This window comes from Hymenobacter miniatus (genome assembly GCF_016427455.1).
Lineage (GTDB): Bacteria > Bacteroidota > Bacteroidia > Cytophagales > Hymenobacteraceae > Hymenobacter > Hymenobacter armeniacus.
The window spans coordinates 222,551-241,527 of the sequence record NZ_JAELXR010000001.1 but is presented as its reverse complement, the minus strand read 5'-3'; the positions used below and the strand labels follow the sequence as shown (position 1 = coordinate 241,527).

19 protein-coding genes are annotated in these 18,977 nt (G+C 63.9%); 15 read left to right on the top strand and 4 right to left on the bottom strand.

Going from position 1 to position 18,977, the window contains the following annotated elements:
• Positions 1-61 precede the first annotated feature (61 nt).
• Both htpG and JAO73_RS01020 read right to left on the bottom strand, forming a co-directional pair.
• Positions 62-1,891, bottom strand: a complete 1,830-nt coding sequence (gene htpG / locus JAO73_RS01025; RefSeq protein ID WP_198975314.1) for a molecular chaperone HtpG — start codon at positions 1,889-1,891, stop codon at positions 62-64.
• A 135-nt stretch (positions 1,892-2,026) separates the two neighbouring features.
• Entirely contained in the window at positions 2,027-2,536 is a 510-nt protein-coding gene (locus JAO73_RS01020; RefSeq protein WP_198975313.1) for a hypothetical protein, read from the bottom strand.
• Positions 2,537-2,671: 135 nt separating this feature from the next.
• Here JAO73_RS01020 and JAO73_RS01015 point away from each other — a divergent pair, with 135 nt between their 5' ends.
• The 11 genes from JAO73_RS01015 to JAO73_RS00965 all read left to right on the top strand — a co-directional run bounded on the left by JAO73_RS01015 (position 2,672) and on the right by JAO73_RS00965 (position 11,906).
• On the top strand, positions 2,672-3,022 hold the full coding sequence (locus JAO73_RS01015) for a hypothetical protein (protein WP_198975312.1): 351 nt from the start codon (positions 2,672-2,674) through the stop codon (positions 3,020-3,022).
• A gap of 91 nt (positions 3,023-3,113) precedes the next feature.
• Positions 3,114-5,594, top strand: a complete 2,481-nt coding sequence (locus JAO73_RS01010) for a TonB-dependent receptor (RefSeq protein WP_198975311.1) — start codon at positions 3,114-3,116, stop codon at positions 5,592-5,594.
• Between the two features lie 152 nt (positions 5,595-5,746).
• Entirely contained in the window at positions 5,747-6,322 is a 576-nt protein-coding gene (locus tag JAO73_RS01005; protein ID WP_198975310.1) for an RNA polymerase sigma factor, read from the top strand.
• Positions 6,323-6,325: 3 nt separating this feature from the next.
• Positions 6,326-6,580, top strand: a complete 255-nt coding sequence (locus tag JAO73_RS01000; protein WP_190926381.1) for a hypothetical protein — start codon at positions 6,326-6,328, stop codon at positions 6,578-6,580.
• 180 nt (positions 6,581-6,760) lie between these two features.
• On the top strand, positions 6,761-7,453 hold the full coding sequence (locus JAO73_RS00995; protein ID WP_198975309.1) for a ClpP family protease: 693 nt from the start codon (positions 6,761-6,763) through the stop codon (positions 7,451-7,453).
• Between the two features lie 75 nt (positions 7,454-7,528).
• Positions 7,529-8,482, top strand: a complete 954-nt coding sequence (locus JAO73_RS00990) for a cation diffusion facilitator family transporter (protein WP_198975308.1) — start codon at positions 7,529-7,531, stop codon at positions 8,480-8,482.
• 59 nt (positions 8,483-8,541) lie between these two features.
• Positions 8,542-9,783: an MFS transporter gene (locus JAO73_RS00985; RefSeq protein WP_190926374.1), complete on the top strand. Its 1,242-nt coding sequence runs from the start codon at positions 8,542-8,544 to the stop codon at positions 9,781-9,783.
• Between the two features lie 89 nt (positions 9,784-9,872).
• Positions 9,873-10,277 carry a hypothetical protein gene (locus tag JAO73_RS00980; protein WP_190926372.1) on the top strand — a complete coding sequence of 135 codons (405 nt, stop codon included), beginning with the start codon at positions 9,873-9,875 and terminating at the stop codon, positions 10,275-10,277.
• Positions 10,278-10,392: 115 nt separating this feature from the next.
• Positions 10,393-10,839: a DUF6526 family protein gene (locus JAO73_RS00975; RefSeq protein WP_198975307.1), complete on the top strand. Its 447-nt coding sequence runs from the start codon at positions 10,393-10,395 to the stop codon at positions 10,837-10,839.
• A gap of 113 nt (positions 10,840-10,952) precedes the next feature.
• On the top strand, positions 10,953-11,255 hold the full coding sequence (locus JAO73_RS00970; protein ID WP_190926367.1) for a DUF4286 family protein: 303 nt from the start codon (positions 10,953-10,955) through the stop codon (positions 11,253-11,255).
• Between the two features lie 63 nt (positions 11,256-11,318).
• Positions 11,319-11,906: an arylesterase gene (locus JAO73_RS00965; protein WP_190926365.1), complete on the top strand. Its 588-nt coding sequence runs from the start codon at positions 11,319-11,321 to the stop codon at positions 11,904-11,906.
• Positions 11,907-12,024: 118 nt separating this feature from the next.
• Here the strand turns inward: JAO73_RS00965 and JAO73_RS00960 are convergent, their stop codons facing one another.
• Positions 12,025-12,945: a DUF72 domain-containing protein gene (locus JAO73_RS00960; protein WP_190926363.1), complete on the bottom strand. Its 921-nt coding sequence runs from the start codon at positions 12,943-12,945 to the stop codon at positions 12,025-12,027.
• 347 nt (positions 12,946-13,292) lie between these two features.
• Between JAO73_RS00960 and JAO73_RS00955 the strand changes: the two genes are divergently transcribed.
• From JAO73_RS00955 to JAO73_RS00940, 4 genes are all read left to right on the top strand, one after another.
• Positions 13,293-14,174, top strand: a complete 882-nt coding sequence (locus tag JAO73_RS00955) for a septal ring lytic transglycosylase RlpA family protein (RefSeq protein WP_198975306.1) — start codon at positions 13,293-13,295, stop codon at positions 14,172-14,174.
• A 168-nt stretch (positions 14,175-14,342) separates the two neighbouring features.
• A complete protein-coding gene (locus JAO73_RS00950; protein WP_198975305.1) occupies positions 14,343-16,808 on the top strand; it encodes a penicillin acylase family protein in 2,466 nt (821 codons plus the stop codon).
• 46 nt (positions 16,809-16,854) lie between these two features.
• Positions 16,855-17,349 (top strand): energy transducer TonB, encoded by a 495-nt coding sequence (locus JAO73_RS00945; protein ID WP_198975304.1) that lies wholly within the window; start codon positions 16,855-16,857, stop codon positions 17,347-17,349.
• A gap of 122 nt (positions 17,350-17,471) precedes the next feature.
• Positions 17,472-18,539, top strand: coding sequence for a TonB family protein (locus tag JAO73_RS00940; RefSeq protein WP_198975303.1), 1,068 nt, complete (start codon positions 17,472-17,474; stop codon positions 18,537-18,539).
• A gap of 71 nt (positions 18,540-18,610) precedes the next feature.
• Here the strand turns inward: JAO73_RS00940 and JAO73_RS00935 are convergent, their stop codons facing one another.
• Positions 18,611-18,931: a hypothetical protein gene (locus JAO73_RS00935; RefSeq protein ID WP_190926352.1), complete on the bottom strand. Its 321-nt coding sequence runs from the start codon at positions 18,929-18,931 to the stop codon at positions 18,611-18,613.
• Positions 18,932-18,977 lie beyond the last annotated feature (46 nt).

Below are 18,977 nucleotides of genomic sequence, written 5' to 3'. Positions count from 1 at the left end.
AACCTTCGCGGTTTCAGGCGTTTTTCATTCGACGCGAAGCGAAACTTCGCGGTACTCGTTCTTACAGCAGCTCCGTGCTGCGCTTCACAAACGCCGTCAGCGCCTCGCCTTTCAAAAGCCCTTGCGAGAGCAGGGCCAGGTCAAACGCCTGCTTGGCCAGTTGGTCACCGCCATCGGCCAGCACCTTGCTCACCAGCGGGTGGTTGGCGTTCACGGTCACGTCGTACGACTCGGGGAAGGCGCCGAACATCTGCATGCCGCCGCCGCCGCCGGTGCGCTGCATGTCCTTCATGCGGCGCATGAACTCGTTTTGGGTGATGACCACCGGGGCGTCCTGGGGGCTCAAGGCGGCCACTTTCACGTGCATGGCCGGGTTGGCGATGGCCGTGGTGAAGGTTTCCTCCAGCTTCTTGGTGTCGTCTTCGCTCAGCACGCTTTCGGTGGCGTCGTCTTTCTCGATGAGCTTGCTCACGGTGTCGGCGTCGACGCGCTTGAAGCTGGTTTTCTCCAGCTTCTGCTCCAGCAGGCCCACGAAGTGCGGGTCGAGCACCTGGTCGAAGTTCAACACGTCGTAGCCCCGCTCCTGCGCGGCGGCCACGAAGCTGTGCTGGTGCTCGGCATCGTTGGTGTAAAGCACCACCGTGTTGTCGTTCTTGTCCTTCTGGTTGGCCTGGATGTGCTCGCTGTACTCGTTGAGGGTGAACAGCTTGCCGTCCACGTTCTTGAGCAGCACGAAGTCCTTGGCTTTGTCGTAGAACTTGTCGTCCGACAGCATGCCGTACTTCACGAACAGGCCAATGTCACCCCATTTTTCCTCGTAGCCGGCACGGTCCTGCTTGAACAGGCTACTCAACTTGTCGGCCACCTTCTTGGTGATGTAGGTGTTGATTTTCTTCACCGCCGCGTCGGCCTGCAGGAAGCTGCGCGACACGTTCAGCGGGATGTCGGGCGAGTCAATCACGCCGTGCAGCAGCATCAGGAACTCGGGCACCACGTCCTTCACTTCGTCGGTGATGAACACCTGACGCGAGTAAAGCTGAATCTTGTTGCGCGAGAACTGCAGCTCGTCCTTCACCTTTGGGAAGTACAGAATACCCGTCAGGTTGAACGGATAGTCCACGTTCAGGTGAATCCAGAACAGGGGCTCGTCCATGCTCATGGGATACAGCTCCTGGTAGAATTTCTTGTAATCCTCGTCGGTCAGCTCCGAGGGTTGCTTGGTCCAAATGGGCGTGGTCTGGTTGATGACCTCGCCCTCGAACTCAATCGGAATGGGCAGGAACTTGCAGTACTTGGTAAGGATGGTGCGCAGGCGGGCCTCCTCCAGAAACTCGTCGGAATCCTCGGCTACGTGCAGCACCACGTCGGTGCCGCGCTCGGCCTTGGCGTGCTCGCCCTCGGTTTCTTCCAGCGTGAATTCGGTGCTGCCGTCGCAGGTCCAGTGGGCCGTCAGGGTGTCGTCTTTGTGCGACTTCGACCAGATTTCCACCTCTTTGGCCACCATAAAGGCCGAGTAGAAGCCCAAGCCGAACTGCCCGATAATCTGGTCTTTGGTGTTGGCGTCCTTCTCCTTGTACTGCTCCACAAACTCGGTGGCGCCGGAGAAGGCAATCTGGTTGATGTACTTCTTGATTTCCTCGGCCGTCATGCCCAGGCCGTGGTCGGAAATCGTGATTTTTCGGGCTTCTTTGTCCACGGTCACGCGCACCTTCAGTTCGCCCAGGTCGCCCTGGTACTCGCCCAGTTGGGCCAGGCTTTTCAGCTTCTGGGTGGCGTCGACGGCGTTCGACACCAATTCCCGCAGGAAGATTTCGTGGTCGGAATACAAGAACTTCTTGATGATGGGGAAGATGTTCTCGGTGTGGATGGAGATGGAGCCGGTTTCTTGCATGATGGTATGAATAAGAACGGTTGATTGCAGACGAAACGACCGGGCACGAGGTGCCGGGCCGCGTGCTGCACGGCATTCAAAGCCCGTTCCAAGCAGGGGGGCGCTGTCAGATTGACAGCGGAGCGGCGGCAACCGTTAGTACTCCAGCCCGGTTTGATAGAAGGCGCGCGGTTCGTTCACCCCGCCATGCGCGGGGCCCCGGCCGTGGGCCGCGTCCCATTCGGCCAGCAGGCCGGGCACGCGGTTGGAGTAGTCGCTGAGCCAGTGCAGGCCGGGCACGGCCGTCGAAAAAAACTGAATGTCGAACTTGATGAACGGGCGAAACAGCGCAATCAGCGAGTCGATGGCCAGCTGGTTGTGCACGTGCCGGCGGTTGATGGCCAGCACCATGCGCTCAATGGGCAGCTTGACGAGGGCGGGCATCCAACCCACGCCCAGCCACACTTGGTCGTACACGGCAATCTCTGGAAACGTATTCATTTCCAGCAAAATATTTCGTATGCTATGCTGGTTTACAACTTCCAGCAGCTGCTCGGCGGCGCTGCGAAAGGCGCGCATGTCTTCGCCGGCGGCCCATTCCACGCGCAACAAGCTTAAGGCTTCGTCGTACTGCAGAGAGAGGCTGGCAATGGTATTGAGTATCACAAAATTCAGGAATGCATCGACCCGAAGCCGGGCGCGGGGCTTACGTAAATGCGGCGCCTTCGGATTGCCGGTTGCTGGCTTTTTGACAACTTTTTTTTTCGAGCAGCTTTTGCGGCTTTCGCTCATCTTTGCACCGTGCAAGCCCTGCGTTCCCATTTAGCCCTGCTGCTGCTGCTCTGCCTCACGCGGACCTTGCTGCCCGAGGCGTGGATACTGGCGTTGCACCCGCACGCCCACACCACCGACGAGCCGGTGGCCCGCCCCGGCACGCGCCAGCCCGGCAAAGCGCACCTCAGCGCCAAGCACCAGCACTGCGAGGTAGAGCAGTTCTACGACGTGGCGTACCAGCCAGCGGCCCCCACCGCGGCGCCGCAGCCCCGCCTGGTGCCTAGCTACCCCGCCGCGGCTTTACCGCTGGCCGTGCGGGTAGTAGCGGCCGCGCGGCCGCGCCTGCTGCCCCTGCGCGGGCCGCCCTGCCGAGCCTGATTCCGGCGTTTCCTTTCTTCCTGGTTTCACGCTGACCGCCCCGCGCCGCGCCCTTGTGCCCGGCCGGGGCTGGCGGCTTTGGCTTATTTCCATGCGTTTTTTTCTTTATCGATTGCCTTTGCTGGCGGCTTTGGCGGCGGCTCCTGCCGGGCTGTGGGCCCAGCAGCCCGCGCCTCCTGCGCCCCGCGGCCGCGTAGCCGCCCCTCCCCTCACCGGCCGCGTCGTCGATGCGGCCAGCGGCGAAGCCCTACCGGGCTCCACCGTGTTATTTGACGACCTGAAGCAGGGCGCCGCCACGGGGCCCGATGGCAGTTTCAACTTCAACAACCTGCCCCGTGGGCGCTTCACCCTGCAGGTGCGCTCTTTGGGCTACAACACCGTGACGCAGACCGTGGACACGGGCAGCGGCCAGCCGCTGGAAATCCGGCTGACGGCGGCGGCCACCGAAATTGGCCAGGTGGTGGTCACGGGCGTGTCGCAGGCCACGCAGCTGCGCCGTTCGCCGGTGCCCACCTCGGTGGTCGACCGCACGCGCCTGAATCAGACTTCGGGCACCAACCTCATCGACGCCATTGCGCACACGCCGGGCGTGGCCCAGGTCACGACCGGGGCGGCCATCAGCAAGCCGGTGGTGCGCGGGCTGGGCTACAACCGCGTGGTGACCCTCAGCAACGGCGCCCGGCAGGAAGGCCAGCAGTGGGGCGACGAGCACGGCATCGAGATTGACGAGTTCAGCATCGACCGGGCCGAGGTTATCAAAGGGCCGGGTTCGCTGCTGTACGGGTCCGACGCCATGGCCGGCGTCATCAACTTCGTGGCGCCCGACCCGGTGGCCGAAGGGCGCATCATCGGCACGGCCACGGGCAGCTACCAGGCCAACAACCACCAGCAGGGCTACTCCCTGCTGAACGCTGGCAACCTCAACGGCCTGAACTGGCTGGTGCGCGGCACCCGCAAGGTGGCCGGCAATTACCAAAACCGCTACGACGGCCGCGTGTACAACTCCGGCTTTAATGAGTGGGACGCCAACGGCTACGTGGGCGTGAACAAGAGCTGGGGCTATTCGCACCTCACCTTCAGCACGTTCAACCAGCAGATTGGCCTGACCGAGGGCACCCGCGACGAAACCGGCCGCTTCACCAAAGACGTGCCCGCCGGGCTCGACCAGGCCGGCGCCGACAGCACGGCGAGCGTGCCCGTGACCGACGCCGACTTGCGCGGCTACGGCCTGGCCGTGCCGCGGCAGCAAATCAACCACCTGCGCCTGGGCACCGACAACAACTTCATTCTGGGCGAGAACGGGGCCCGTCTCACCCTGCAGGTGAGCTACCAGCAAAACCTGCGGCGCGAGTTCGGCAACGTGTTCGACCCGTCGGAAACCTCGCTCTACTTCCAGCTGCGCACCGTGGACTACGCCCTGCGCTACTTCTTGCCCGAACGCAACGGCTGGAACCTGACCCTGGGCACCAGCGGCCTGCACCAGCAAAACCGCAACCTGGGCGTGGAATTCCTGATTCCGGCCTACCGCGCCAATGAGGGCGGCGTGTTTGGCGTGGTGAAGAAGACGTTTGGCGGGCTCGACCTCAGCGGCGGGCTGCGCTACGACGTGCGCCAGATTGCGGCCGATGCCCTGTACCTGAACGCGGAGGAACGCCCCGTGCCCGGCCCGCGCGCCGGCGCCGAAACCAAGTTTGCGGGCTTCGTGAGCAGCTACCGCAACTACAGCGGCAGCCTGGGCGCGGCGTACAGCCTGAGCGAACGCCTCACGGTGAAGGCCAACCTGGCCCGCGGCTTCCGGGCGCCCAACATTGCCGAGTTGGCCTCGAACGGCAGGCACGAGGGCACGCTGCGCTACGAAATCGGCAACGAGAACCTGGCCGCCGAAACCAGCCTGCAGGCGGACGCCGGCGTGAGCTACGTCACCGACCACGTCCGCTTCAGCGTTGATGCGTTCACCAACAGCATCAGCAACTACATTTTCACGCAGCGCCTGCTCACGGCCGGCGGCGCCGACTCGCTGCGCGACGACACGGGCGCGTTTAAGTATTCGCAGGGCCGGGCCCGGCTGTACGGCGGCGAGGTCAGCCTCGACTTCCACCCCCACCCGCTGGACTGGCTGCACTTCGAAAACTCGTTTTCGATGGTGCGCGCCCGCCAGCTCGACGTGCCCGCCGACCAGCAGTACCTGCCCTTCATTCCGGCCGACCGGCTGCAGTCGGAGCTGCGGGCCAACTTCCGCCGCCAGGGCAAGCGCCTCGCCAACCCCTACGCGCGCCTGCAGATGGAGCACACCTTCGCCCAAAACCGCTTCTTCTCGGCCTTCGACACCGAAACGGCCACGCCCGGTTACACGCTGTTCAACGCCGGCCTGGGCACCGACGTGGCCAACGCGCAGGGCCGCACCCTGTTCTCGCTCTACCTCACGGCCAACAACCTGTTCGACGTGGGCTATCAAAGCCACCTCAGCCGCCTGAAATACGCCGACTACAACGCGGCTAACGGCCGCTACGGCGTGTTCAACCAGGGCCGCAACGTGGGCGTGCGGCTGGTGGTGCCGTTGAGCTTTAAGTAGCAGCGGCTGGCCCGCGCCAATAGCGCAGGCCAGCATAATCCACTAATTATGAGGCGCCTTGCTTTCTGCCGGAAAGCAAGGCGCCTCAATTTTTTACCCGGCTGGGTGATAGTTGGGCCGGAAATGGATTAATTAGTACAGCCCCGCCCGCCATGACTGCTTCGCCCCACCTCTTGCCCGTCACCGCCTTGCGCGATGCCTTGCTTGCCAACCGCGAGCAGGCCCTGACCCGCCTGTACCGCCGCGCCTTCCCGGCGGTGCGGCGCTACGTGCGCGGCCACGGCGGCACGGCGGAAGACGCGCAGGACGTGTTTCAGGATGCGCTGGTCATTCTCTACGAGCAGGCCACCGGCGGCAGCCTCGTCCTGACGGCCTCGGCCAGCACGTATTTGGTAAGCATTTGCCGCAACCGGTGGCAGCACGAGCTGCGCCGCCGCGCCCGCCTGCCGCAGGATGCCCTGCCCGACGACCCCGAGCAACTGGACGCCGAAACGCCGGATGCCTCGGAAGAAGCCGGCCCGGCCGTGCTCGACTACGTGGAGCGGCTGGGCGCCAAATGCAAGAGCATTTTGCTGGCGTTTTATTACTTCCAGCAGCCCCTGACGCAGATTGCGGCCGACCACGACTACCGCTCCGTGCGTTCGGCCACGGTGCAGAAATTCAAGTGCCTGGAGCGGCTGCGCAACTCGGTGCGCCGGGCCTTCCATGCCGAAACCATTGACTCCTAAGCCATGCGCCCCGAGCTCGAACGCCTACAACTGATTGAGCAGCATTTGCTGAATGGCCCCGCCGCCCTCCCAGCCGGCGACTGGAACCTGCGCCTGCTGCTGGATGGCGAGCTGGCGGCCGACACGGCAACGCAACAGCGGCTTTACCAGGGCCTGCGCCGGGCCGGCCGCCAGCAGCTACGGCAGGAGCTGCGGAGCATTCACGCCCGGCTGTATCGCGGCCGCTGGGCCTGGCTGCGCCGCCTCTGGTCGATGTAGAGACGCGTATTCGCGTCTCGGCGCCCGCACCGTTGGGATGGTGCCGGGGCGTCGTTCACGCGCCGAGACGCGAGTACGCGTCTCTACATCCCCTTATTTCTCCCTTGAATCACGGGCTTTTATCCCTGTCTTTTCCGGCGGGCAGACCTCGCTTTGTCTTTTTCATTCCATCATCTCCTCATGCTGAATAAACTAGAATTCCGCAAGTTTGCCGTGCACGGCCAGGGCCTCAATGGCCTTGCCGTAGACCAGTACCTCAGCCACGCCGAGGGGCTGGCGCGGCCCTACGTGCAGGGCATGACCCGCTCGGTGATTGAGGAGCGGCCCACGCGCTTCGCCGAAATTGACGTGTTTTCGCGCCTCATCATGGACCGCATCATCTTCCTGGGCCAGGCCGTCGACGATAACATTGCCAACATCATCAACGCCCAGCTGCTCTTCCTAGAATCGGCCGATGCCAAGAAAGACATTCTGCTCTACATCAACTCGCCGGGCGGCTCGGTGTATGCGGGCCTGGGCATGTACGACACCATGCAGTACGTGCGGCCCGATGTGGCCACCATCTGCACCGGGCTGGCGGCCAGCATGGGCGCGTTCCTGCTCTGTGGCGGCGCCCTGGGCAAACGCTCGGCCCTGCCCCACGCCCGCGTGATGATTCACCAGCCCAGCGGCGGGGTGCAGGGCCCATCGGCCGACATCGAAATCACGGCCCGCGAGGTGGTGAAGCTGCGCCAGGAGCTCTACGGCATCTACGCCGAGCGCACCGGCAAAACCTACCAGCAAATCCACGACGACTCGGACCGCGACTACTGGATGCGCGCCGACGAGGCCAAAGAATACGGCCTGATTGACGAGGTGCTGACGCGGCCGTAGGCCGATGCATCGGGCCGCTGACTGCACCCAATGCGCGCCGCATACGTTCTTCGTGCAGTCCCCCGCGCTTTCGTTATGCCCCACGACCACTCCCACGCTGGCCACCAGCACGCTGCCCCGCCGCCCGGTGGTGGTTTCAACGCCGCCTTCGCCATCGGCATTGCCCTCAACTTGGCTTTTGTGGCAGCCGAAACCGCGGGCGGCCTTTGGGCTAACTCCGCCGCCCTGCTTTCCGACGCCGGCCACAACCTGAGCGACGTGCTGAGCCTGGCCCTGGCCTGGGGCGCCGCCTGGCTGGCGGGCCGGCCGGCCACCCGGCGCTACACGTTTGGCTACCGCGGGGCCACCATTCAAGCCGCTTTGCTGAACACGGCCCTGCTGTATGCCGCGTTGGGTTTCATCCTCTGGGAAACCATCGACCACCTGCGCCACCCCGAGCCCGTGAACGGCCGCTGGGTAATGATTCTTGCCGGCGTCGGCATCCTCATCAATGGCATCACAGCCTTGCTCTTCCGCAGCGGACAGAAGGGCGATGTGAACGTGCGCGGTGCCTACCTGCACATGCTCACCGATGCGCTGGTGAGCGTGGGCGTGGTGGCGGGCGGCGGCCTGGTGCTGCTCACCGGCTGGGCCTGGCTCGACCCCGTCCTTGGCTTTATCATCCTCGGTATCATTGCCTACAGCTCCTGGGGCCTGCTGCGCGACAGCCTGCGCTTAGGCCTGCAGGCCGTGCCCGACGGCATCGACCCCGAGGCCGTGCGCAATTACCTGCTGCAGCAGCCCGAAGTGCAGTCTGTGCACGACCTGCACATCTGGAGCCTCAGCAGCTCGGGCCACGACGCGGCCCTGATGGCCCACCTCGTGCGCCCCGGCGGCGCCGATGCCCAGTGGCTGGCCGCCCTTTCCAAAGGCCTGGAAGCCGAATTCCACATTCACCACAGCACGGTACAGGTGGAAGACGGCCCCACGCCCGGCGGCTGCCACAGTGGCTGCCAGTTGCCCGAAGCCGCGGCCCACGGCCACGCCTAACCGCATTGCGGGCGTGCCGACGGCACCGGTCGTTTCTGTGGCCGGTGCTACATTTCGCCATGCAAGTCCCTCAATCCGCTGCAAAAGCCTCACTTTTCAGCGCCGCCGTCATCGTGGCCGCCCTTGGCTATTTCGTTGATATCTACGACCTTATTCTGTTCAGCATCGTCCGCGTCCAGAGCCTCACCGAGTTGGGTGTGGTGCCCGGCACGCCCGAAATGACCAACCAGGGCCTGTTTCTCATCAACATGCAGATGGGCGGCATGCTGCTCGGCGGCATTTTGTGGGGCATTCTGGGCGACAAGCGGGGGCGGCTGTCGGTGCTCTTCGGCTCGATTCTGCTGTATTCGCTGGCCAACATCGCCAACGGCTTCGTCACCACCATCGACCAGTACGCGTGGCTGCGGCTCATTGCCGGCATCGGCCTGGCCGGCGAGCTGGGCGCGGGCATCACGCTGGTGAGCGAAAGCCTCTCGAAGGAGCAGCGCGGCTACGGCACCATGATAGTGGCCACCGTGGGCGTGAGCGGCGCCATGCTGGGCTACTGGGTGGCCAAGTTTGGCTGGCGCCCGGCCTACTTTGTGGGCGGCGGGCTGGGCCTGGCCCTGCTAGTGCTACGCGTGAGCGTGTTCGAGTCGGGCATGTTTCAGCAGGTGCAGGCCCAGACCGCGGTGGTGCGCGGCAACTTCCTGAGTTTGTTCACCAACCCCGTGCGCCTGGGCAAGTACCTGCGCGTGCTGCTGATTGGGGTGCCGCTGTGGTTTGTGGTGGGCATCCTGGTGACACTGGCGCCGGAATTTGGCAAGGCCCTGGGCATCAGCGGCAACGTGGAGGCCGGCCTGGCGGTGTTCTGGTGCTACTTCGGGCTGGTGTTTGGCGATTTCGCCAGCGGGGCGCTCAGCCAGCTGTGGCATTCCCGCAACAAGGCGCTGAAGGTGTTTCTGGGCTTTTGCGCCGCGCTGGTGGGCGTGTATTTGTACGGCGTGAAGGGCGCCACGCCCACCGTGTTCTACGGCGTGTGCTTCGTGCTGGGCGTGTCGGTGGGCTTCTGGGCGCTGTTTGTGACGGTGGCCGCCGAGCAGTTTGGCACCAACCTGCGGGCCACCGTGGCCACCACCGCCCCCAACTTTGCCCGCGGCGCGGTGGTGGGCCTGGTGCCCGCCTTCAAGGCCTTGAGCGGGGCGCTTGGCTTCATCCCTGGCGCCGCGGTGCTGGGCGGCCTCACGCTGCTGGTGGCCTTCTGGGCCGTGAGCACCCTGCCCGAGAGCTACGGCAAAGACCTGGACTACGTAGAAGAATAAAAGTCTTGAAAATCAATAAATAACTAACTTCCACTCAGGGCCTGCGTTTGAAGGTGCAGTCAGCCGTTGGCTGGCCGTAATCCCTTCCCATGAAAAACCTACTTTTCGGCGCAGTCCTTTTGGCGGCCCTCACCGCCACCTCCCTCGCCAACGCCCAAACCGCGCCCGCTCCCACGCCCGACCCGGCCGCCCTGCCCCTCACCCCCGAGCAGCAGGCCCAGCGCGCCACCGACGCCAAAGCCACCTACGACGCCCAGAAGCAGCAAAGCAACAGCAGCGACCAGGCCGTGCGCGACAGCCGCAGCCAGCTCAAAGCCAACGCCAGCCAGCAGTCGGACCTCAAACAGCAGCTCCGCGAACAGCGCAGCCAAGAGAAGGCCCAAAAAGCCCAGCTCAAAGAGCAGCGCCTCGCTGCTTCCGAAGCCAAGAAGCAGGAGCGCGCCGCCCGTGCCATGGCCAAAGCCGAAAAGCAGCGCGCCAAGGAAATGAAGTAAACGCGCAGTCACTACGTCGTATTCGTGGAAAACTCCGGCCCCGGCCGGAGTTTTTCTTTTGGCCTATTCCGGTTTTCGCCCCCTACCTTTCGTTTCATCTACTTTGCTTCTGCTTATGGCCACGCCCACCAAAAACACCCCCATGTACTACCCGTGGCACCATTTCGTGCTGCTACCGCTGGCCCTGCTCATGGCCGGCTACGCGGTGCTGCGCTACACCAAAGTGGCCGGCAACGACGACCAAGTGGCCCGGCTGTGGTTCACGGTGGCCGCGCTGGCCGTCATCGGCCTGGGCGTGCTCGTGATGTTGCGCCAGCACTATGCCTTGCAGCTGCAGGACCGCATTTGCCGGCTCGAAGTGCGCCAGCGGTATTTTGAAGTAAGCGGCCAGCGCTTCGCCACCCTCGAAAAGCAGCTCAGCCTCAAGCAAATCCTGAGCCTGCGCCTGGCCGGCGACGCTGAGCTGCCCGCCCTGGCCCAGGCCGCCGCCACCGAACGGCTTTCGCCCAAAGACATTCAGGCCCGTATTACTGATTTTCAGTTCGACACCATGCGCGTCTGAGCCGTGTAGTTTAGTTGTCAGTTGCTCGTTGTCAGTTGTCAGAATGTTCTGGCAAACCCCACAACAGAACCCTGACAACTGACAACGAGCAACTGACAACTAAAACCTGTTCCATGATTCTCTACAACGTCACCAGCAGCATTGAACCCTCCGTGGCCGAGGAGTGGCTGGACTACATGCGCTCCACCCACATGCCCGAGGTGATGGAAACCGGCTTTTTCATCAAGAGCCAGCTCTGCCGCCTGCTGAACGAGGAAAACGACGGTATCACCTACGCTGCCCAGTACTACTGCCTCAGCGTGGAGCAGCTGGAGCAGTACCAGGAGCTGTGCGCCCCCGCCTTGCGCGCCGACATGGAAAAGCATTTTGCGGGCCGGTACGTGTCGTTTCGCACCGTGCTCGAAGTGGTGGAATAGACTGCGGTGACGCAGCGGCCAGCGGGCACGAAAACGCCGCTTGGGCTGTTGAAATGGCACTGTATGAAAAACATCATCTTCTTCGGCGACAGCCTTACCGCGGGCCACGGCCTGCGCGCCAGCGAAAGTTTCCCCGCCCTGCTGCAGCAGCGCCTCGACGAGCAACACCTTCCGTACAAAGCCTATAACTACGGCGTGAGCGGCGAAACCAGCGCCGGCGGCCGCCAGCGGCTGGCCTCGGTACTGGCCCGCCACCCCGTCGACGTCTTCGTGCTGGCCCTCGGCGCCAACGACGGCATCCGCGGCATTCCGGTGCGCGAAACCACCCAGAACCTGCAGTTCATCATCGACGCCGTGCGGCGGCAGTACCCGCAGGCCCAGCTTGTCCTCGCCGGCCTCGAATTTCCGTTCGACCTCGGCCCGCTGGGCGGCCACCGCCTGGCTCACTACGCCACCGAGTTCAAGGCACTGTTTCGCACGTTAGCGGAGAAAAACAGCCTGCCTTTTGTGCCCTTCCTGCTGCAGGGCGTGCTGGGCCGCCGCGAGCTCAACCTGCCCGACGGCGTGCACCCCAACCCCGCCGGCCAGAAAATCCTGGCCGAAAACGTGTGGCAGGTGCTGGGGCCGCTGCTCAAGCAGCCGGTTTTGTAACCCTACTCGTTCGTCATCCTGAGCGCAGCGAAGGACCTTATCACGTTAGAAAGTTCTGGCGTAATAAGGTCCTTCGCTGCGCTCAGGATGACAGGTGATTTACGGATGTTATTGTTCCTCAAAACCCAAACAGATTTCCCTGCACCGGCTGCGGGATGATGAACGGCGGCGGCACCACTATGCCCGTGAGCAGGCGCATTTTCTCCAGGAAATACTGGGCAAACACCGGGGCGTGGCGCACGTCTTTCTGGTGAATGAAGAAGTAGATGTCGTGCACGCCCTGGGCCACCCAGGCGGCCAGGCGTTCGGCCCAGGCGTCGGCGCGCTGGTAGTCGGTGCTGTGCAGGCCGTGGCCGTTGAAGCGGATGAAGGCCACCGGCGTGGTGAGGCGCATGGGCAGCACGTCGCGCCGGCCGGCCACGTCGGTTATCACCAGCGTTTTGTTGAGGGCCTCGAAGGTGGCAAACACCGCGTCGGCCAGCACGGGGTCCGAGTACCAGCGCGGGTGGCGCAGCTCCACGGCCAGCGGCACCGACTCCGGAAAGTCGAGCAGAAACCGCTCCAGCCGCGGCAGGTGCTCGGGGCCGAAGTGCGGCGGCAGCTGCAGAAACGCCCAGCCCAGGTTCTCCTCCAGCGCCGCAAACGCCCGCTCCATGGGCACCACCAAGTCATCGGCCTGAAACAGTTCCCGCTCGTGGCTGATGCTGCGCGGCAGCTTGGGGCAAAACTTGAAACCGGGGCCCACGGCCTCGCGCCAGCGCCGCACCGTGCCGGCGTCGGGAATGCGGTAGTGCGTGGTATTCAGCTCGATGCTGTTGAACTGCTGGGCGTAGTAGTGCAGGTAATCGGGCTCCTTGATGCCGGCCGGAAAGTAGCTGCCCAGCCACTCCTTGTTGGTCCAGATGGGGCAGCCCACGTGCAAACGAGCGGGCGCGGGCTGCGCAGGACGGGCCCGGGCCAGCACGCGGGCGGTTTCGGGGTGGTCGGGCGGCAGCCGAAAATCAACGTAGCGTAAGTCGGGCAAACGGCCGAAATCCATGGGGCAAAGGTAGGGTTGGCGAGCCGGCGAGCGGGTACTGCTCTTACGAAAAAAGCTGGACTTATGCAACCGGGTTTCGAAGAAGGCAACCCCGCCGATGCCCGAATTTTATACACGCCGCATAATCTAATTTTTGCACTTGCGCAATGGGTTGGCCCGTTTTCGGCAAAATATAGTTTGAGGCAACCTCACGGCTACTTTTCTTACCAACATGAAGATTAATTAAATGCAAGTTTTCTAGCAAAAGGACAATTTTCATCCCAACGCGGTTAGAAGTCGGATTTGGAATTTAGCATTCGCTTGGCGGGGTTGGCCTATGTTTGTTTTGCTCACCATCTGCAAAACGCATGATTTTATTTCGTCCCTCGGTAGTACTCGTCCTTTCCAGTTGCTTCTTCTTTCTGCTGACTTTCCTGGGCGCTCCGGCGCACGCCACCACTGCCCGTGGCACCCGCAAAGCAGCAAGTTCTGCCCCCAGCGCTGCCGGCACCACGGTGTTGCGCGGCCGGGCCTCTTGGTACGCGAGTAGCTTTCAGGGACGACGCACCACCAGCGGGGAGCGCTATAACCGCTACAAATACACCTGCGCCCACAAAACCCTGCCCTTCGGTACCCGCCTGCGGGTCACCAACGTGAAGAACGGCAAGTCGGTGGTGGTGCGCGTGTCCGACCGCGGCCCCTTCCGCCACCAGCGCATTCTGGACCTTTCCGAGATTGCCGCCCGCCCGCTGGGCATCACCGAATGCGGCGCCGCCACCGTAGTGGCCGAAATAGTGGCCGAAACCACCCCCCTGGGCCCCGCCACCACGCCCGAAAACCTGGCCGCCCTCTACGCCGCCGACCCCAACCCCGACGCGGCCTTTACCACTTACTTGGTGCCCGCCGCGGTCGACTCGGCCGCTTCGACCGTGAAGCCGGCCCTGGTGGCCGCTTCGGCAGCGCCCAAGGGCAAGGCCACCGCTCCGACCGAAGCCGTGAATTGCCCGGTGGGTTTCCTCATCCAGGCCGGCTCGTTTGTGGACGCGGCCAACGCCCAAGCGGTGCAGGCCAAGATTAAATCCCTGCTGCCCGAAGTGAGCGTGAGCATTTCGCAAGAGCTGCTCGACGGCCGCCAGCGCAGCCGGGTGCTGGTGGGCAACTTCGGCGAAAAGCCCGAGGCCGAAGCCGTGCGCCAGCAACTGCTGGTGTGGGGCATTGGCGGGCTGGTGCGCGAGGTGGCGCTGCGGTGATTTTAGTTGCTGGTTTTTAGTTGTCAGTTGTTAGGCCTGCTTGTTTGAGAAGCTGGGTTCGGTTGATGGCGACAGGTTTCGTAAAGGCCAATTGGCGACATTGTCGTTAATTGGCCTTTGCTTTTGCTCAATGACCGGACAACTGACAACAAGCAACTGACAACTAATATGATTAAAGCCCTGTTGGCGCTGGCCGCCAGCCTGACCCTGGTGTGGGTGCTGAACACCAAGCACGGCGATTTGCCGCCGTTTGGCAAGCTGCTAAGCCCGTACCGCGGCTTCTGGCAAAACGGCGAGGCCGCCGACGACTTTCCGGCGCAGCAAACGCTGGCGCTACCCGGCCTGCAGGCGCCCGTGACGGTGCGCTACGACGACCACCGCGTGCCGCACATTTTTGCCCAAAACGACCACGACCTCTACTTCGCCCAGGGCTACCTCACGGCCCGCGACCGGCTCTGGCAGATGGATTTCGTGACGCACGTGGCCGCCGGCCGGCTGGCCGAAATCGTGGGCCCGGCCCGGCTCGAAACCGACCGGTTTTTCCGGCGCATGGGCCTGCCCTTTGGCGCGGCCAACTCGCTGAAGGCCATGCAGGCCAACCCCACGACCAAGGTGGTGCTGGACTCCTACTCGGCGGGCGTCAATGCTTACGTCGACCAACTCACACCCAGCACGCTGCCGTTTGAGTACAAGCTGTTGGATTACCAGCCCGAGCCCTGGGAGCCGCTGAAATGCGCCTTGCTGCTCAAGTACATGGCCTGGGACCTGAGCGGCCGCACCGACGACCTGCGCATGAGCAACATCCTGCGCAAGTACGGCCCGGCCGTGACCAAGGACCTGTTTCCGGACTACCCCACGCGCGAAGACCCCATCGTGCCGGTGGGCACGCCGCTGGATTTTAAGCCGTTGGCTGCGCCGCCGGTGCCGCAGTCGTTTGAGGCGGCTTACGCGGCTCAGCAGCTGCGCGACGAGCCGGACCCGGAGCTGGGCTCCAACAACTTTGCGGTGAGCGGCGAAAAGGCGGCCTCCGGCTACCCGCTGCTGGCCAACGACCCCCACCTGCAGCTCAACTTGCCCAGCATCTGGTACCAGGTGCAGCTGAGCGCGCCAGGCGTGAACGTGTACGGCGTCACCATTCCGGGGGCGCCCACGGTCATCATCGGGTTTAACGAGCAGGCGGCCTGGGGCGTAACCAACGTGGCGGCCGACGTGCTCGACTTCTATCAATTGAAATTCAAGGACAACGCCATGCGCGAGTACTGGCACAACGGGCGCTGGAAGCCGGTGCGCCGCGTGGTGGAACATATTAAGGTGCGCGGGCAGCCCGACCGGCTCGATACGGTGCTGTATACCCACCACGGCCCGGTGGTGTACGACAAGCCCGAAAAGCCCTTCCTGAACCAGACGCCCACTGCCCACGCCATGCGCTGGACTGCCCACGACGGGGCCGACGAAATAATGACCCTGTACCGGCTCAACCGCGCCCGCTCCTACGCCGACTACACCGCCGCGCTGGCTTCGTGGGGCTCGCCGGCGCAGAACTTCATTTTTGCCGATAACGAGAAGGACATTGCCATCTGGCCCAACGGCCGCTTTCCGCTGAAGTGGCGCGACCAGGGCAAGTTCATCCTCGACGGCACCGACCCGGCCCACGACTGGCAGGGCTGGATTCCGGCCGCCCAGAACCCCCACGTGAAGAACCCAGCCCGCGGCTTCGTGAGCTCGGCCAACCAGTTTTCGGCCGGCCCCGACTACCCTTATTACCTGAACTGGACCTTTGGCAGCTACGAGCGCGGCCACCGCATCAACGAGCGCCTGGCGGCCATGAGCCGCATCACGCCCGACAGCCTGCGCGCGCTGCAAAACGACGTGCTCGACCTCAATGCCCAACTCATGCTGCCGCGCCTGCTGGCCTTGGTGAGCGAGCCCAATAGTGGCGCCACGCCACCCGCCGCCACCTCACCCGAAGGCCGGGTGCTGGCCGAAATGCGCCGCTGGCGCTACCAATACGCCGCCGATGCCATCGGGCCCAGCGTGTTCAACCTGTGGTACAACGACCTGGTGAAGCGGCTGTGGGAAGACGATTTTCCCAACGACCCCAAGGGCCCGGCCTACCGCTACCCGGCCCGCGACCGCACCAACAACCTGATTCTGCGCGAGCCCAATTCGCCCTGGATAGACAACCGCAACACCGCGGCCAAAGAGACGCTGCCGCAGCTGGCACTGCAAAGCCTGCACTTCGCCACCGACTCGCTCACTCGCAAGTTTGGGCCGCTGTCGGCCAAATGGCGCTGGGCCAGCCAGAAAAGCACCGACATCCTGCATCTGCTCCAGCTCCCCGGCTTCGGGCAGATGGACGTGGACTGCGGCGGCGGCGCGGGCATTGTGAACGCCACCTCGGAGCGCAACGGGCCCTCGTGGCGCATGGTGGTGGCGCTGGGCCCGCAGGTGAAAGCTTACGGCGTGTACCCCGGCGGCCAAAGCGGCAACCCGGGCTCGCCCTATTACAATAGCATGCTGGAAACCTGGCGCGTGGGCCAACTCGATGAGCTGGTGTTTCTGCGCTCGGCCCAGGAAACCAACCCACGCGTGAAAGCCGCCTGGACCCTAAGCACCTCCGCCAGCGCCCAGTAGCGACGGGGCTGTGGCTACCTTTGAATTTGCCCTCTTTCCTCGCCTCATGATGCCCTGCTCACCCGTGTTTCTGCCCCGCATTCTCAGCCTCGCGACGGCTTTTTTCTTTGTTGGAATCGGCTTTGCCACTGCCCAAACGGCGGCGCCCGTGCCCGAGCCGGCTAAACCAGGCAACGGCCAAGAAGTCGTTATCGACGGCAAAGTGTATACCTACGTGGAGCAAATGCCCCAACTGCCCGGCGGCGGCGGCAATCGGGCCATCGTCAACGCCATTCAAGCCAACGTAAAATACCCTGCGGAGGCATTGAAGCATGCGGCGCAAGGCCGCGTGTTCGTGTCTTTCACAATAGGCGAAGACGGCCTGGTGCGCGACAGCAAAATCGTGAAAGGCATCGGCTGGGGCTGCGACGAAGCCGTGCTGGAGGCGGTGAAGCAGCTGCCTCAATTCACGCCCGGCACCCAACAGGGCCGCCCCGTGTCGGTAAGCTTCACGGTGCCCGTCACGTTTCAAATAACCATGCCGCCCCCCGCCAGAAAGTAGAACGTGCAGGGACAAAACCATTCGAACGGGTTTTGCCCTGGTTATACATTTGCGGCATGGATAACCGCGCTGTTTTGCTTCCATTTTGGTTTCATTCCGGGTGTATCTCGTGGACGGCCGGGATGCTCTGCCTGCTGCTTACCGGGCGCCCGCGCCCTGCGGCGGCGCAGTACTACGGCCGCTATGAGCCCGATACGGCCCAGGTATTCAGCTACGTGGAACAGATGCCTGCGCTACCCAGCGGTGGCGGCAACCTAGCCCTGGTAAAAGCCGTGCAGAAACAGCTGCAACTGCCCGCCGAAGTGCGCGAAGGCCGCGTGGAGGGCCGCGTGTTTGTGCGCGTGGTGATTGGGGTGAGCGGCGTGGCCCGGCAAGCCGCCGTGGTGCAGTCGCTGAGCTCTGCCTGCGACGCCGCGGCGCTGGCCGCCGTGCGGCGCATGCCGCGCCTGCTGCCCGGCCGCTACAACGGCCTGCCCGTGGCCACGATGCTCACCGTGCCGGTTATGTTCCTCTCGCCGCGCCACGTATTCGCCGCCAACGAAGTGGCGCAGGCGGCCCGCTTTCCGGGCGGGGAGGCCGCGCTGGAGCAATATGTGCAAAAGAACCTGAGCACGCCCGACGAAGTGCGCCAGCGCGACTTGCAGGGCCGCGTCACGGTGCGCTTCGTGCTGAAGGCCGACGGCCGCGTGGGCGCCGCCGAAGTGATGAGCCCGCTCTGCACCACCTGCGACGAAGAAGCCCTGCGCCTGGTGCGCAGCCAGCCGCGCTGGCAGCCCGCCCTGGGCTACGACGACCTGCCCGTGGCCGTGTACCAGACGCTGAACATCTGGTTTCGGCCCCCGGCCCCGGCAGCGGGCGTGGCGCCGCCCGTGCCCGAAAGCCAAGTATATAGCCAGGTAGAGCAAATGCCCGAGCTGCCCGAGCGCAACGGCCCCGGTGCCCTGCAATCGGCTTTGCAAGAGCTCATCCGCTACCCCGAGCGGGCGGCCAACGGCGAAGGCCAGGTGAGCTTCGTGGTGGAGCCCGACGGCCGCGTGACCCGCCCCGTGATGCTCAAAAGCATCTCCGGTCCCGTAGACGACGCCGTGGTAGCCGCCGCACTGCGCCTGCCGCGCTTCAACCCCGGCCGGCACCGCGGGCAGGATGTGGCGGTGCGGCTGGTGGTGCCCGTAGTGGTCGACATTCGCTAAGCGGGCCAGCCTCCGGGCACAAAAAAAGCGACGCCTTCTCGGGCGCCGCTTTTCGGGGTTCGTTTCCGAACCTATTTCTTGTCTTGGTCTTTGCCGCCCAGCTGACGCTTGCTGTCGCGGTTGCTCACGTCGCGGGCTTCGCCTTCGTGGTCGTCGTCGCTGGTGGCGCGGTTGATGAGCACCACGGCCACCGCGGCCAGCGCCGCAATGCCAACCACCATTTGGGTGGGCGTGAAGCGTTGCGCGGCTTTGCGCAGCAGCACGCCGCCATTTTTCAGCAGGTCGTCCATGTGCTCGTGGTTGCCCTGAAACACGTGGTAGGCACTCTCAAACGTCCGGGCGAGGTCTTCGGGCAGAATTTTTTCGAGTTGTTGTTCGATTTGCGCTTCCATAAAGAAGGGAATGAAGGAGGAGGTGAAAGGAATCGGGGCCCAGGCA

Coding starts and splice junctions, on each gene's coding strand:
- htpG (WP_198975314.1), bottom strand. CDS start 1,891: ATGCAAGAAACCGGCTCCATCTCCATCCACACCGAGAACATCTTCCCC.
- JAO73_RS00935 (WP_190926352.1), bottom strand. CDS start 18,931: ATGGAAGCGCAAATCGAACAACAACTCGAAAAAATTCTGCCCGAAGAC.
- JAO73_RS00980 (WP_190926372.1), top strand. CDS start 9,873: ATGAAAAACCTACTTTTCGGCGCAGTCCTTTTGGCGGCCCTCACCGCC.
- JAO73_RS00945 (WP_198975304.1), top strand. CDS start 16,855: ATGATGCCCTGCTCACCCGTGTTTCTGCCCCGCATTCTCAGCCTCGCG.
- JAO73_RS00995 (WP_198975309.1), top strand. CDS start 6,761: ATGCTGAATAAACTAGAATTCCGCAAGTTTGCCGTGCACGGCCAGGGC.
- JAO73_RS00950 (WP_198975305.1), top strand. CDS start 14,343: ATGATTAAAGCCCTGTTGGCGCTGGCCGCCAGCCTGACCCTGGTGTGG.
- JAO73_RS00940 (WP_198975303.1), top strand. CDS start 17,472: ATGCTCTGCCTGCTGCTTACCGGGCGCCCGCGCCCTGCGGCGGCGCAG.
- JAO73_RS01000 (WP_190926381.1), top strand. CDS start 6,326: ATGCGCCCCGAGCTCGAACGCCTACAACTGATTGAGCAGCATTTGCTG.
- JAO73_RS00960 (WP_190926363.1), bottom strand. CDS start 12,945: ATGGATTTCGGCCGTTTGCCCGACTTACGCTACGTTGATTTTCGGCTG.
- JAO73_RS00990 (WP_198975308.1), top strand. CDS start 7,529: ATGCCCCACGACCACTCCCACGCTGGCCACCAGCACGCTGCCCCGCCG.
- JAO73_RS01010 (WP_198975311.1), top strand. CDS start 3,114: ATGCGTTTTTTTCTTTATCGATTGCCTTTGCTGGCGGCTTTGGCGGCG.
- JAO73_RS00975 (WP_198975307.1), top strand. CDS start 10,393: ATGGCCACGCCCACCAAAAACACCCCCATGTACTACCCGTGGCACCAT.
- JAO73_RS00955 (WP_198975306.1), top strand. CDS start 13,293: ATGATTTTATTTCGTCCCTCGGTAGTACTCGTCCTTTCCAGTTGCTTC.
- JAO73_RS01005 (WP_198975310.1), top strand. CDS start 5,747: ATGACTGCTTCGCCCCACCTCTTGCCCGTCACCGCCTTGCGCGATGCC.
- JAO73_RS00970 (WP_190926367.1), top strand. CDS start 10,953: ATGATTCTCTACAACGTCACCAGCAGCATTGAACCCTCCGTGGCCGAG.
- JAO73_RS00965 (WP_190926365.1), top strand. CDS start 11,319: ATGAAAAACATCATCTTCTTCGGCGACAGCCTTACCGCGGGCCACGGC.
- JAO73_RS00985 (WP_190926374.1), top strand. CDS start 8,542: ATGCAAGTCCCTCAATCCGCTGCAAAAGCCTCACTTTTCAGCGCCGCC.